This is a genomic window from Halonotius terrestris, from assembly GCF_006861665.1.
Classification (GTDB): Archaea; Halobacteriota; Halobacteria; order Halobacteriales; family Haloferacaceae; genus Halonotius; species Halonotius terrestris.
In genome coordinates, this window is sequence record NZ_RKLU01000002.1 from 510290 (window position 1) to 524264 (window position 13975).

Annotated in this window: 16 protein-coding genes; 7 read left to right on the forward strand and 9 right to left on the reverse strand. The window is 58.4% G+C overall.

What is annotated here, in order from left to right; translation table 11 throughout:
• Positions 1–21 precede the first annotated feature (21 nt).
• Positions 22–1071: an HTH-type sugar sensing transcriptional regulator TrmB gene (trmB, locus tag EGH24_RS06205; RefSeq protein WP_142979284.1), complete on the reverse strand. Its 1050-nt coding sequence runs from the start codon at positions 1069–1071 to the stop codon at positions 22–24.
• Between the two features lie 153 nt (positions 1072–1224).
• On the opposite strand from trmB, the gene EGH24_RS06210 reads away from it, so the two are divergent.
• Positions 1225–2250, forward strand: coding sequence for a mechanosensitive ion channel family protein (locus EGH24_RS06210; RefSeq protein WP_142979285.1), 1026 nt, complete (start codon positions 1225–1227; stop codon positions 2248–2250).
• 12 nt (positions 2251–2262) lie between these two features.
• On the opposite strand, the gene EGH24_RS06215 is transcribed toward EGH24_RS06210, so the two are convergent.
• Both EGH24_RS06215 and tbsP read right to left on the reverse strand, forming a co-directional pair.
• Positions 2263–3993 (reverse strand): YcaO-like family protein, encoded by a 1731-nt coding sequence (locus EGH24_RS06215; protein ID WP_142979286.1) that lies wholly within the window; start codon positions 3991–3993, stop codon positions 2263–2265.
• A 45-nt stretch (positions 3994–4038) separates the two neighbouring features.
• Entirely contained in the window at positions 4039–4851 is an 813-nt protein-coding gene (gene tbsP / locus EGH24_RS06220; protein ID WP_142979287.1) for a transcriptional regulator TbsP, read from the reverse strand.
• 171 nt (positions 4852–5022) lie between these two features.
• On the opposite strand from tbsP, the gene glyA reads away from it, so the two are divergent.
• On the forward strand, positions 5023–6273 hold the full coding sequence (gene glyA, locus EGH24_RS06225; protein ID WP_142979288.1) for a serine hydroxymethyltransferase: 1251 nt from the start codon (positions 5023–5025) through the stop codon (positions 6271–6273).
• A 12-nt stretch (positions 6274–6285) separates the two neighbouring features.
• On the opposite strand, the gene EGH24_RS06230 is transcribed toward glyA, so the two are convergent.
• Complete coding sequence (locus EGH24_RS06230) at positions 6286–6465, reverse strand: type II toxin-antitoxin system RelE family toxin (RefSeq protein ID WP_142979289.1); 180 nt, start codon at positions 6463–6465, stop codon at positions 6286–6288.
• Between the two features lie 67 nt (positions 6466–6532).
• Positions 6533–6754 carry a ribbon-helix-helix domain-containing protein gene (locus EGH24_RS06235; RefSeq protein ID WP_142979290.1) on the reverse strand — a complete coding sequence of 74 codons (222 nt, stop codon included), beginning with the start codon at positions 6752–6754 and terminating at the stop codon, positions 6533–6535.
• A gap of 92 nt (positions 6755–6846) precedes the next feature.
• Here EGH24_RS06235 and EGH24_RS06240 point away from each other — a divergent pair, with 92 nt between their 5' ends.
• Positions 6847–7740 carry a bifunctional methylenetetrahydrofolate dehydrogenase/methenyltetrahydrofolate cyclohydrolase gene (locus EGH24_RS06240; protein ID WP_142979291.1) on the forward strand — a complete coding sequence of 298 codons (894 nt, stop codon included), beginning with the start codon at positions 6847–6849 and terminating at the stop codon, positions 7738–7740.
• A gap of 6 nt (positions 7741–7746) precedes the next feature.
• Here EGH24_RS06240 and EGH24_RS06245 read toward each other — a convergent pair whose 3' ends face one another.
• The 3 genes from EGH24_RS06245 to EGH24_RS06255 all read right to left on the reverse strand — a co-directional run bounded on the left by EGH24_RS06245 (position 7747) and on the right by EGH24_RS06255 (position 9610).
• Positions 7747–7977 (reverse strand): DUF7385 family protein, encoded by a 231-nt coding sequence (locus EGH24_RS06245; RefSeq protein ID WP_142979292.1) that lies wholly within the window; start codon positions 7975–7977, stop codon positions 7747–7749.
• A 79-nt stretch (positions 7978–8056) separates the two neighbouring features.
• Positions 8057–8800, reverse strand: coding sequence for a DUF7117 family protein (locus EGH24_RS06250; protein WP_142979293.1), 744 nt, complete (start codon positions 8798–8800; stop codon positions 8057–8059).
• Between the two features lie 216 nt (positions 8801–9016).
• On the reverse strand, positions 9017–9610 hold the full coding sequence (locus tag EGH24_RS06255; protein WP_142979294.1) for a hypothetical protein: 594 nt from the start codon (positions 9608–9610) through the stop codon (positions 9017–9019).
• A 340-nt stretch (positions 9611–9950) separates the two neighbouring features.
• On the opposite strand from EGH24_RS06255, the gene EGH24_RS06260 reads away from it, so the two are divergent.
• From EGH24_RS06260 to EGH24_RS06270, 3 genes are all read left to right on the forward strand, one after another.
• Entirely contained in the window at positions 9951–10343 is a 393-nt protein-coding gene (locus EGH24_RS06260; RefSeq protein WP_142979295.1) for a DUF5805 domain-containing protein, read from the forward strand.
• Positions 10344–10345: 2 nt separating this feature from the next.
• Positions 10346–11395, forward strand: a complete 1050-nt coding sequence (locus tag EGH24_RS06265) for a tyrosine-type recombinase/integrase (RefSeq protein WP_142979394.1) — start codon at positions 10346–10348, stop codon at positions 11393–11395.
• Positions 11396–11700: 305 nt separating this feature from the next.
• On the forward strand, positions 11701–12831 hold the full coding sequence (locus EGH24_RS06270; RefSeq protein ID WP_142979296.1) for a DUF3644 domain-containing protein: 1131 nt from the start codon (positions 11701–11703) through the stop codon (positions 12829–12831).
• A gap of 169 nt (positions 12832–13000) precedes the next feature.
• Here the strand turns inward: EGH24_RS06270 and EGH24_RS06275 are convergent, their stop codons facing one another.
• Positions 13001–13462 carry a hypothetical protein gene (locus EGH24_RS06275; protein ID WP_221886710.1) on the reverse strand — a complete coding sequence of 154 codons (462 nt, stop codon included), beginning with the start codon at positions 13460–13462 and terminating at the stop codon, positions 13001–13003.
• A 307-nt stretch (positions 13463–13769) separates the two neighbouring features.
• Between EGH24_RS06275 and EGH24_RS15265 the strand changes: the two genes are divergently transcribed.
• On the forward strand, positions 13770–13940 hold the full coding sequence (locus EGH24_RS15265) for a hypothetical protein (protein WP_185903246.1): 171 nt from the start codon (positions 13770–13772) through the stop codon (positions 13938–13940).
• Positions 13941–13975 lie beyond the last annotated feature (35 nt).

Below are 13975 nucleotides of genomic sequence, written 5' to 3' on the forward strand. Positions count from 1 at the left end.
TACTGAAACTCCTGTTCCCACTCACACGTCCGGCGGCGACACCCGACCGATGTGGATCGCCTGCCCTTCGACGGCTTCGTAGGCAGCGACGAGCCCGCCGACAGTGACCTGTCCCGAGTCGGTCTCGACGATCAGCGAGGCGACCTGTTCGTCCTCGCGGAACTCCACGTCGGCGACACGGCCCTCGATGACGACCGGCTCGCCAGTATCGGTCTCTCTGCCTTCAACGGTCGCGTAGAACTCGCCGCCGAGCTCGCGGATGTCCTTGACTGCCCGGCGGATCGAGGCATATCGCCGCGGGAACGGTCGCTCTTCGGTCGTCGTTGACAACGTTTCGGCGGTCGTCCACAGCACGGTCCCGAAGAAGCCAGCGACGAGAAACCCGAGGGCCGACCGGCTGAAGATGACGCCGTAGCGATCGCGGTCGTCCCGGAGGGCGTCCTGCGTCGCGTAAATCGAGTACTCGCCGTCGGCGACCGCCAACACCGGGGTCGTGATCCCCTCACGCGCACGAGCCGTCGTCGCCACCGACTGGTAATCGAAGCGTTCTGGATCAGGGGCTTGGCTGGCCGGCGTCACCAGCAACTCGATGCTGACGCCGTTGTCGATCTGCTCGCTGAGTTCGTCCGTGAACCGCTCCAACAGCTCCGGCGTCAACGACAACACGAGTTCGAACTCCGCGGACTCGATGGCTTCCGTTATGTGGCGGATGATCGTCGACCGCGATTTGACCAGCGAGACGGCCTCGGTGTCGCGGGCAGGGGCCGTATATCGGGCGGCGAGTTCGTCGACCATCTCGGTAAAGGAGGTCTGGAGGTCGCCGAAGGAGTCTTCGGGATCAACGGCGACGACCTGCATCGGTCTGGATTCTCTGAGTTCGACAAGCGAGCGATCCGAGAGGCTGCGGACCGTATCGTAGACCCGCGGCTGGGGGATATCGGTTCGATCGGCGATCTCGCTGGCGGTGAGTTCACCGTGTTCGAGCACGGCGAGGTAGGCATCGATTTCGTACTCGCCGAGGTTGAACCGCTCGCCGACACCTTCCAGTGTCGCACGCAGGTCATCTGCCATATGGTGTGGTCGGCTCCCAAGCCGTATGTAATTTACTCCAAGCCGAGTTGCACATTGTTTCATAATCCGATATTTAGTTTTGGCTACTATCGGACTGGCCAATGGGTGAGATCGAGGATAAGGTTTTTTCGCGCTGCCGGCGACTCCAACCCAATGGTCTCGTCCGGACTCTTGCAGGTGGTCGAGGAGCCCGCCCCGGAAGTCGCCGGCTTGCTGCCGGCGTGGCTCCAGTTCCCCGGCTACCGCATCGTCGCCGCGCTGCTCGTCGTTGCGGTTGGGGTGTCGTTGTCGAACCTGCTGGTTCGGCTGTTGGGTCGCCCGATCGCCCGCCGCTTCGACCGGCAGTCGGTCGCCCAAACCGTGCTGGGTGGGATACGTGGGCTGACGGTCGTCATGACGCTCGTCGTTGCGGGATCGCTTGTCGGCCTGCAACTCAGCAATATCGTGCTCTCGGTGACCGTCTTCTCGGCGGTCGTCGGGATCATTCTCGCGCCGATCGTCGGTAACGTGCTCAACGGTGTTTTCGTACTCGCTGACCAGCCCTACGAGATCGGTGATATGATCGAACTGGACGAGGGAACCCGCGGCTTCGTTGACGATATCACGATCCGCTACACGAAGATCTTCACGCTCGACAACACGTTTCTGGTGATTCCGAACGGCAACATCCGCGAGCGAGACGTGACAAACTACTCCGCGGAGGACGAACGCACCCGCCTCTCGGTGGACGTGCTCGTGACCTACGAGTCGGATATTTCGGAGGCTCGACGACTGATGGAGGCTGCCTGTAGAGACACCGAAACCGTGATCAAAGGCGGTCCGGATATCCGGATCGGCAGTGCCCGCTATCCTGCAGCCCCGCGTTGTTACATCGCCGACTACGGTGACAACGGTGTCCTGTTGCGGCTTCGCTTCTGGGTTACCAAGCCCTACAACCTCCTCACCGTCGAATCCGGCGTCCGTACTGAGATCCGCAAGCGGTTCGCCGACGCCGACGCGACCGCCGAGATGGCCTACCCGCACCGACAGTTGGTCTTCGATGAGACGAGTAAGTCACAACTCCCAATGCACGAGACGGACGGGGATCCGCGTGTCCCCGATGCCGATTCCGGCGGTGTCCACCCCGAGATGGACGAGTCGCCGGCGACCACGGATGCGACCGATGACACGCAGGAATAGGCGACGCACGGCTCAGGGATAGGGATGATACTCGCGGTCGAGGCGGGGCTCGAAGCCCATCGACCGTGGCACCTCGCGGGCGCGCTCACCGAAGAACGGTTCGCCAGTAAACAGCGGTTGGGCCGACGGCACTAGCACGCGAACGGCCTCGAAGCCGAGTTGGGCGACATCCTGCGTCGTCACTCGGGCAGCGTAGGCATCGAGATCGACCTCGGCGAGCCGATCGCAGACAGCATCGAGTTCATCGCGGCCGGCGAGATCGGGGTTGCCAAGCGAATCGGCGGGGATTCGGCTGTCGGGGTCGACAAAGGCCTGTGCAGCCGCCGGGAGATCCGCGTACTCAGCGATCGCTCCACCTTGTTCGGCGGCTTCCTCGGGCCCCATCGCCCGCAACTCCATCCAGTTTTGCAGGGCTTCAGCGAGAGCCGACCGGGCAGCCGACAGCGGGTCGAGATTCGCCGCTGAGCCGACCGCGAACTGCGGCCATTCGTCCTCGCGGTGGACGGCAACGGCGACCACCGGAACGTCGACATCTTGTGTCACCAACAGCGGCGTCACCGTCAGTGATTCCGCACGCGCTCGCTTGGTGAGTTCGGTGACGTTCTCGTCGTCGACCCCGAGGCCGAGCGGCTCGAACGTCGAGTACCACGCCAGCATCGTCGCGTCGCGCTCGATGGCCTCGTAGAGCCCCGAGAGAATCGCTTCAATTGTAGAGTTGCCGAGGCCGAGGCCCGTCGTGATCGCCGGCCGGTATCGTTGTGTCGCCGGCGGGAACTGGACGAACTCCGCCGGCAGCGAGACACGCTCGCCGTCTGGCAATCTTCGGCCGTCGATCCACTGGATTCGATCTTCGGGATCGGGCTGTTCGTAGCTGTCCGGGCGAACGAACCGCGTCGGCGACACGGGGTTCGAGAGCGTCCGCTCGGAGCCCATCGTCGCGTCCGCGGTGCGGTAGACACCCGCGCTGTACCGCTCCAACCCTTCGCCGATCGCTTTCATATAGGCGCGATCCCAGTCGGGGTCGACACCCGCGGCGAGCGACGCGGCGGCCGTGTCGCTGAACCCCGTCGTGTCGCCAATCTCGGCGATGTAGTAGGGGACCGGGAACGACTCGCGTTCGCCGACAGCCGCGATGGGTCCGAGTCGATTGTCAACAGCCCGTTCGGCTCGGGACAGTGAGTCGTCGACGCTGACCTCGCGGTGTTCCAGCGATAGGGGGCGATCCGGCCGATCGTCAGGGTCACAATCGCAGTGCGGAACGGGCAGCAGTGTGCGATCCGGTCCCGGCAGTTCAGTGATTTCGCCGCCCTCGCTGTCGCCAGTCAACAGCGAGACGAGGCGGTTGCCAGCGACCGCGCCCGCCAGCCGAACCCGACTTCGGTTGCCGCTCGGTTCGGTTTCGGACGCCGGTGTTCCGGATGCTGTGTCACGATGGGCGGCGACGCGCGTCCGCAGGCAGTGAAAACACGCCGAGTCGGGCGAAAACAGTGAGACGCTGGCATCGATTTCGTCGAGGACGTACCCGCCGAGGCCGCCGATCTCGACGGCGACCCACCGATCGAAGGCGTCGTTGGCGGCCGCAAAGATCGACGCGCCGGCCGGGGCAACGACGGCACCGATTGCAGGCGTCTCCGAGAGGGCCCCGTCAGTCGGCTCCAAGCGGCTGACAGTGAGATCGATGTCCGCACAGGCGGCGGCGATAGCATCGGCGGCCGGACCGCTGCCGAGTAGGCCGAGTTCCATATCGTGGGCTGCGGTCGCCCGAATAAAAAGCCCGCCGGGGTCGGCTCAGCCGTGAATCTCGTCGACGACGCGGCCGAAGTCACCGGGCGCAGCGTCGGCCAACCGCTCGTCGGCGAGTTGGAGGCGGAGTCGTGGGCGGCCGACATCGATGGGGACCTTTTCGGTCGTGATCAGGCCGGTGTCTTCGAGTTTGGTCTTCGTCCGTGAGAAGGTGGCTTTGCTCGCAATGCCGACGTCTTCGCCCCATTTCGAGATATCGTAGAGCAACACTTGGTTGCGGGCAGCGATTAGCAGTGAGATGGTGACCTCATCCAACTCGTCGTCACCGTTGGCCTCCAGCGAGTTGAGGACGGCGTCGAAATCCTCGCGGGCTGCCTCACCGATGTCGCCGGCGAGGGTCTCGCGGACGCGACTGATAGGGGGCGTGCGGAGCTGAAAGGTCTCGGCGGCCTCCCAGCGGTCGCCGTAGGCTGATTTGGTATCGTCGACGAACGCGCTGTCGTCACTGGTCAGCGCGGCCACGCGGTCGCCGGCCGTCACGAGCGCGAAGACAGCGTCGTCGGCGACGACAAGCGAGTTCGCGGCCCCGTCGGTGAGTGTCCGGATCGAGAGCGTGCCGCCCTCGATCAGGTCGGCCGTCCGGCTGGCGACGAGGAAGTCCTCGAAGGTCGCCTTCAGGGCGGCCTCCTCGGCGAGCAGCCGGATCGTCGGCAGCGAGCCGTCGAACGCGGTGGCGACATCAACGGCGGCTTCGATAGTGCGGCGGGTCGGATCGACAAGCCACAACTCCTCGGTCGACCGCTCGACGGTCGTCCTGAGTACGCTCGTTACGTCCTCTTCGAGTAAATTCGACGCCATGATACCTAGTATAATTCACAGTCTCGCACATAATATTATCGGGATCATCACAAGGTGATTACAGGTCTCGTCGCTAAATTAAGCCCCGCAGCCGATCGGTAAATCCCCGTCCTACCCGGGTACTGAGGGCGTAACGAACCACTTATTGGCATGACGGGCCGCGTTTCGATTATGGACTACGAGCAGGTACGTGCGGTCGATCCCGCGGTCGCTGACGCCCTTGCTGGCGAGGACGACAGACAGGAGGACACGTTGGCAATGATCGCCAGCGAGAACCACGTCAGCAAGGCCGTGCTTGAAGCGCAGGGCAGCGCGCTGACNAACAAGTACGCNGANGGNTATCCGGGNAANCGNTACTACGCCGGCTGTGAGTACGCCGACGANATCGANNNGNTNGCCATCNANCGCGCNAAGGANCTNTGGGGGGCCGAACACGTCAACGTCCAGCCCCACTCGGGCACCCAAGCGAACCAGTCAGTCTACTTTGCCACGCTCGAACCCGGCGACAAAATCCTCTCCTTGGATCTGACCCACGGCGGCCACCTCAGCCACGGCCACCCGGCGAACTTCGTCGGTCAGTTCTACGACGTCGAGCAGTACAAGGTCAACCCTGAAACGGGTTACATCGATTATGACGGCCTCGCCGAGATGGCCGCGGAGTTCGAACCGGATATGATCGTCTCGGGATACTCCGCGTACCCGCGTGAGGTCGAGTGGGAGACGATCCAGGAGGTCGCCGAGGACGTGGGGGCCTACCACCTCGCCGACATCGCTCACATCACNGGNCTCGTCGCNGCGGGCGTCCACCNNTCGCCGGTCGGCGTCGCCGACTTCGTCACNGGNTCGACNCACAANACNATCCGNGCGGGNCGTGGCGGNATCNTCATGACNNNCGAGGAGCACGCNGACGACATCGACNNNGCCGTNTTCCCCGGNGNACAGGGCGGNCCGNTNATGCACAACATCGCCGGCAAGGCCGTCGGNTTCAAGGAAGCTCTCCAGCCGGAGTTCGAAGATTACGCCCAACAAGTCGTCGACAACGCCGACGTGTTGGCCGAGACGTTTGCCGACCACGGCTTCGAAGTCGTCTCCGGCGGCACCGACACGCACCTCGTGCTGGTCGATCTTCGGGAATCCCACCCGGACCTACCGGGCGGCGATGCTGAGGACGCGCTGGCCGACGCCGGGATCGTCCTCAACGCCAACACCGTCCCGGGCGAGACGCGCTCGCCGTTCAACCCCAGCGGGATCCGCGCCGGTACGCCCGGCCTGACGACCCGCGGATTCGATGAAGACGCGACCGCCGAAGTCGGCGATCTCATCTATCGCGTCGTCGACAACCACGACGACGAGAGCGTCATCGACGAGGTTAGCGAGCGAGTCGACGAGCTCTGTGCGGCCCACCCGCTGTACAAAGAGTAGACGTTCTTTCTCCTACCAGCCGCGGTCGTAGATGTTTCGACGGTGACCGACAGTCAGGACGTATACGTTGTCCTGTTGGCGATCCCAGTCGGCGATGGCACGATAGTCGCCGACTCGGAGTTTGTACACGTCATCTCCCGAGAGCCGCGAGAGATCACGGTCCGGATTTATCTCATGGAGGGCGTCCTTGATTCGCCCCGAACGTCCGCTTCGAGATCGGCGAGTCGATCCCGTGCGGTCTCGGAGAGCAGCACCTCAGTCATTCGAGTTCGTCAAGCGCGACGGTGTCACCGTTCTCGATTTCCTCACGACTCACGCGAACGTCCTCTCGGGCCTGTTCCGATAGCTGCGGTGGCTCGATCAGATGCCGAACGGCGTCCCGGACGAGTTCGCTCTTGTTCAGGTAGTGTGGGTGCTCCTCAAGGAACTCCTGTATGTCCGTCTCCATCTCATCCGGTATTTTGACGTTGAGTGTGCTCATTGTGTTATCATTGTAATATTCGAATCGGTGAAAACGTTTTCCACCCGTTCGCTTCCGAATCCTTTTGCCGACTGCCCGCCGTGTCTCGCGTAATGACCGAAATCATCGACGGCAACGCCGTTGCCAGCGATATCCGGGCTGAGATCACCGACTGTGTGGAAACCCTCGAAGCCGAGGGTGTAACGCCCGGCCTGGCAACCGTGCTGATGAGCGACGACCCCGCNAGCGAGACGTACGTCTCGATGAAACAGCNNGACTGCGAGGAGGTCGGCATCNANGGCATCCACGTCGANNTCGACCCCGACGCACCTGCCGAGGAACTGTTCGAGACGATCGACGACCTCAACAACGACCCCGAAGTCAACGGCATTCTCGTCCAACTGCCGGTCCCCGATCACGTCGCCAAACGCAAGGTCATTCGCGCGATCGATCCCGCGAAGGACGTTGACGGCTTCCACCCCGAAAACGTCGGCCGCCTCGTCGCCGGCGACGCACGATTCAAACCCTGTACGCCCCACGGCGTCCAGAAGCTCTTGGAAGCCTACGAGGTCGAAACTGAGGGTGCCGACGCGGTCGTGGTTGGCCGCTCGGATATCGTCGGCAAGCCGCTTGCCAATTTGCTCATTCAGAAAGCTCCGCTCGGTAACGCGACGACGACGGTTTGTCACTCCCGAACTGACGACCTCGCAGCGAATACGAGTGACGCCGATATCGTCGTCGCCGCGGCGGGCGTCCCCGAGTTCATCGATGGTTCGATGCTCAAGGAGGGCGCGACCGTCATCGATGTGGGTGTCAACCGCGTCGACGCTGACACCGAGAAGGGCTACGAACTCGTCGGCGACGTGGACTACGAGAGTGCCGAATCCGTCGCGGGCGCGATCACGCCCGTCCCCGGCGGCGTCGGCCCGATGACGCGGGCGATGTTGCTCTACAATACGGTCAAAGCGGCGAGCGAACAGCACGACATCGACATCGAGCTACCATAGCTCGCGTTAGTGGCGAAATAGGTAGACACCGTCATCTTGATTCAGGAGGCAGAAGCGCGCGCCATCGTTTTCCGGAAACTGTTGTTCGTGACTGCGGAGGATGAACAGGCGATTGAAAGTGTCAGCGCATACCGGGCAATCTACGTCGTCGCGGTTGTCGTAGAGGCCGCTGTCGCTGCTCTCCTTCAACTGTTTCATCTGATGGCGATGATCGTGGATATCGAACGGCTCGGCCATACTGGCGCAAGGAACGAGGTGCCCTTTGCTATTGTGGCCGCTCGTTCGACCCGTGTTACTCCAATTGCGAGGATCCGTGTTACTCTAGTTGGGAGAGTCGATCCCTCGCAGCCGCGAGCGCGTCGGTAGCGGCTTCGGGATCGTCGGTTCGGAGCGAGCGGCCGATCGCTTGTGCGGTCTCAACGAGTGCCGTCGCCGTTTCGGGGTCGACCGCACCCTGTAGGGCTTCGACGCGTTTGACGTGTTCGCGCAGTCGCCCCAGGGTTTGGGTGGCCTCGCTGTCCGGATGCGCGTCGAGCCACGTCCGGAGATCGCTGGTGTAGGCTCCCACGGCGTCGGTGGCTGCCGACCCCCATGCTTCCTGCAGCGAGTCCGGCACTTCTTCTGTGGCTCGTCCGTCGCTGTCGGCTGGCGACTGCTCGTCGGCGAGGGTCCGGTATAGCGTGAGCAGGTAGATTTCCTCGTCGGCAGTCACCTCTCGACTGCGAGCCAGCAAATCGACCGTGTGCAGCAGGGTTCGGGCTGTGAGATACGTTTCGTCGAGATCGCGGAGGTCGCCACCGTTGATGAAGCCGCGTTTGCGCGTATACTCTCGGAGTGCTGATTCGAGCTCGTCGGCGTAGGCGTTGACTGGCTCTTCGGCCACGCGACCGCGGAACTCCTCCAGCGGGAGGGCTGCGGAGGCGTCGGTGTGGAGGCAACGCTCCTCGTCGCGGCCGACGCTCCGGAGCGAGCCACAGTTCGGACACGCGATGCTGCCGGTCTCGAAGTACGACCACTCCGTCTCGCAGGCTTGGCAGGCGCGCTGGCCGCGAATCTCCATACAAGGCGGTTGCTGACGCGGATAGAAAGGCGTTCCGCGAGCCGGGATAGTTGGGTAAAATTGCCTCGATATTTCGGAGACTTACCGATAGAATTTGTATATCAGCATACGATTTATGTGTCGCAGCGTCGCCAACGATGTTATGGAAAATTAACACGAATAACGTGGCACAACGCTACATTGACAGCTAAAACCGACGGTTGCCACCTCAAAGCACTACGCTTCCGCTAACACCGCTCTGATTTCGTACTCGTTCGTGAACTCGTGGTCCGTGTGGAACTCGACTAATGTCGTTTCGTCGGCACCGATGTGAACCGTTTTTTCGGCGACGGTGGTGCCGCCGGGGATATCAACCAACATCACATTCACCTCGGCCTTTTTTCCAGTGTTTCGAACGTTGGCCACGAAGCGCGTGCCACGTGTTTCGAACCCGTATTCCTTCGCCCACCGTGGGCGGTCGGCTGTAAGCGTGAGTTCAGTGCGGGCTCCGCTGTCGAGATACGTTTCCTGGGTTGCTGCGGGCGAAGAGCTCGTCACGCCGTCAGCTCGGAAGTACAGTTCGACTAGGACAGTCCCGCTGATGCCCTCGTTTTCTACCTCAACGGTATACTCGTTGCCACTGGCGGCGAGTTCCTTGATCCGACCCTGAGAGTTCTTCGTACTAGAAACAGTGAGATCGGGGCTAATTGGACCTAATAATTCCTCGCTCTCGTCCGGAATAGGGCCAGGCAACTCCTGGTCTTCGGCCGAACAACCGGCTAACGATGCAAGCCCTGCCGTACAGCCAAGCAGATACGTTCGACGTTGCATCTCAGTGGGAACCGAAGCCGTCGGTCCGTCGCTGTTCAGTGAAACTCGCCACAGAGAGAATAATCACTTGATCCAGTGATATGTTATGGCTACGGTCAAAATCCCCTATTGTTGCAATACTAACAGCTACGCGCAGATCAGAGACATGGTGGAGATCGGTTAAAATCAGATCGGCGACCAATCCGGACAAAATGTTTTCGTCTCTTTTGCTAGTACTATTTTCTTATGTATTTCAGATACTGGCATAATTGCCGTAAATATAGTTCTAGGTTAGAGCATAAAGTTCCTTATCACCTGTAGTGTAATTAGATTAAAGTAGCTACCAACAACATCACTGAACATGGCTGCCGACACCGAAACCGACCGAACGAGCGTCGTTACCTACGTCCCCTCGCACCAAAAAACCGAATGGAAAAATCACGCTGCCGATCTCGGCATGACTCAGGCGGAGTTCATCAGAACGATGGTCCAAGCCGGTCGGAAGGATTTCACCCTCGAAACGGAGAACCCCGTCGAACCCGATTCTCCGACCACTGACCCAGGGGGTGACGACCTCGAAAGCCAGGTCCTCGATGCACTCGAATCGAACGACGCGCTCTCGTGGGACGAATTGGTCAAATCGCTATCATCTGACTTCGAAGACCGACTCGAATCCTGTCTCGAAGCCCTCCAACGACAGAACCGGATTCAGTACAGCGGCCGCAACGGCGGCTACACCACAATCGACCAATGAGCATGACACCGACCGAGCAGCCGGAGGACCCGATCGACTACTTCCTCGAAGACCTCACGTACCACGGCAAAACCGAACGCACGCGAGACGCCTACGGGCGCGTCCTCCGTCAGTTCGAGGATTTTCTGGCCGATCCAGCCCGCAACGCCACCGGCGAACCCGTGGCTCCGGCCGATGCAACCCACCGCGACTGTATGGCGTGGATTCACAGCCTTCGCGGCAGCGTCACCGACAGCACGGTCGCCAGCTACGCCGCCTACCTCCATCGGTTCTACGCGTATATGACGCAAGTCGGCGTCTTTGAGGCCAATCCGATGACACTCGTCGTCGAAGAGATGGACGAAACAATTGACAAGGATCCCGACCGTCGGGAGATCGGCATCGACCGCATGCGGACGTTTGTGGCGGGGATCAATCACCCGCTGGACCGCGCGCTGATCGTTACGCTGTTGAAAACCGGGATGCGGGTCGGCGAGCTCTGTAACCTCGATCTCCGGGATCTGGCACTTGAGGACAGCGAAATACAGGCCGCTTTCGACGCTGATCCGCGGCCACAGATTGAGACGCGACCGGACTCGCTGTACGTCGACAGCGAACCAGCCTTCGGGAGTGTCCACAACGGCGAGGAGCGCAGTGCTTCGAATAAACGCAAGCGGGCGACGGTTATCCCCGTCGACGATGAGCTGAAAGCCGTTCTCAAACGCTGGCTGGCGATTCGACCGGACAGTAATTCGCCAGCGGACCCGCTGTTCGTCTACACGTCGGGCGAATGGGGCCAGCGACTCACGCCTCGCGCCGTTCGCAACGTCGTCACCGACCACGCTCGGGAGGCCGGCTGGTATGAATCCGGCGGCGACGCCGCTGACAACGTAACTCCGCACTACTTCCGGCACTTCTTCACGACGCANCTCCGNGANCGCACNGGNGACCGCGGNGTNGTGAANTACCTNCGNGGNGACGTCGCNNNCGACNTCATCGATACGTACACGCACAACTGGGGTGGGCAGGTCAGAGCGACCTACGAAAGTAATATCTACTCTATCATTGGGTGAAATAAAATAACGTGTGCATGATTCACTGTCCGATTTCAGACTCATAAACTGTATTCCGCTACATCAAATCTTTCGGCTCGCGCTGCCCCAACTTCGTAATTTGGATTTCTACAAGTCACCAATTCGCTAACCAGAATCAAATAAGAGGTGTTCTCAGAGTATGAATCAGATAAAAAGTGAAACTGTCATGGTATGTCTATAAGAGAGTTATCGAGATATTTATGCTTCATTCCTCCGGTGGAGTAAACGGACTCTGTAAAACCATGTTGATGTAGTTTTTTCAACGAATCGGTATTAGACGGCCTATGCCCGACTACGAGGAGTATAAAGAGACTGCCACCAACTCCTTCCGTATTGCTGTCGAACTATTCAACCGTCCATTCGAGAATGGCCGGACAGAAGGAGTATTGATTTTACTCGACCACAGTTTTGAGATGTTGTTGAAAGCAGCAATTCTCCGAAGAGGAGGTGAAATACGTTCAGACGGCGGCTCAGGCCAAACTATATCCTTAGAAAAGTGTGTAAAGCGGTGTCGGGATGGAACACGTGACAATCAACGAATCAAGTGCCTCTCTAAATCTGAAGCTGCCGCCATTTTATCGCTCAACAACCTCAGAGACTATGCACAGCATGAACAGGTCGATGTTAGGGAACAGCAACTCTATCTCCAGTCAAGACAATGTACAGATATATTCGAGAAGATCTTGACCCAGGTGTTCAATGAGTCTTTATCCCAGTATCTCCCTGAACGAGTGCTCCCATTATCAACTACCGTGCCAACGGACATTGCATCCATTATTGACCAAGAGATCGATGAGATTCAGGAACTGATGGATGAAGGGGCCATCGACGAAGCACGAAATAAGCTAAAAGCTTTGGACTCAGTAGAACGGGGCTTGGCAGATGAGGGTAAGACGCCTGATCTCTCCGAATTGAGTACAACGTTGGAAGCAGTTGACGATGATAAAGGACTGGATGATATTTTCCCGAGTACATTCGCCGCTCTTGGTGACGGCGTAGATTCTGGGGGTGGTGTCCGGATTAATCTTGGTTCTGATGATCCTGGCCTTCCAGCAGAATATGTTCCTGAAGAGGAGATTGACGAGGATGATGATGTCTATTTGTACACAGAAAAGAATATTCACGGTCGATATCCATTTAATCCGATGCAGTTCAAAAAACAGGTGAATTCGGAGCTCAGTGAAGAATGTGACTGGAAGGGGGATCTTAGCTTGGTAAGATTGAAAGCGATATTGAAGGAGATGGGGCTTCGGGAGCGAGAAGAATTCCACCAATCGGAACTACCGCTTGGTGCGGGAGACACCCGACCAGGGTATAGTCCCAAATGTGTAGATAGTGTTGTTGAAGCCATTGAGACGGGAACAATAGTCGTTGAAGATGCTTGGGAAGCCAATAAAGCTGAATTCGGTTACTAACCTCCTCAAGATTAGCCGGAGATCAGCTACAACCCATACAATACTGAGTAAAAAAGGAACTCGTTGACGACTGATCTAAAATCGCTAAAGGTCGTCAAGCAAGGGAAAGTTTTGTAGCTGGATCGAAATTAAACGATTACAATCTTTTTGCGTCTATTCTAATTTACACTCATTCGAAATCATACGTGCCGTATTCTGGCTTGTTGAATCCGGGAGCATCCTGATAAAAACGCTGAACTGTAGCTCCCCAGAGCGTCTTTTTCGACTCGTATGCGTCAGGAAATTCCTCATATAACCGAGATTTTAATTCTCCCGTTTCCAGTGGGCCATCTTTTTGGAGTAGTTCTGCTGCAAACAAAATGATTGATACAGCTATCTCTTTCTGTGGCCCGTGATCGGTAACCCATGATTCTAATTTGGAGATCGACGTTGATCCAGCATCCGGTTGAGCTTGACCGTCGGATTCAGATGATGTATCTATTTTATCATTCCTTGCTTCAATACGCCCTTCTAGTGCTTCAATTCGTTCTACAGCGGCATTGAGTTGCTGCTGTAATTGCTGGATATCTTCCGTATTCGTCGCAACTGTTTCAGGATTAGCCAGTTCTGCACTACCATCTGCTGCGAGCATCTCTCGTGTTGGCCCTCGATTCTGCAATAACTGGCGTATGTATTCTGCTCGACTACTATATCCGAGGTCATCAGCTTCTGAGTCAATTTCCGATAGCAACTCTGTCTGAATGCGTAGTGTAATCGGATCCATGTCTTTCGAGTTACATACCTAAGATCGGGATTAGCTAATAGAAATACGTAATTGGTCTAATAGTACTCTAATTACATTGAACCCTCAGCGAATACTAGATCCAATTTATAATATTATTGTTCAATCAGATCACATAAATATGAGTTTTATATACTGTTGTCCAGTCGGCTTGCATATGCCAGATGCATGGGTTAGCGTTCCATTCACAGCCGTTGTGTGGGTTATATCCGCAATCATATCCATCGCCACCCTCGAAACAGATTATTTTGGTTTTATAGGGATACTGGCGTGGCTGGTCTTCCTAGGCGGCATTATCGCTTTCTTCCTGAAGATCTTCGGTAATTAGATACGCAGAGTTAGCCTGAGTGGATTGAATAAGTG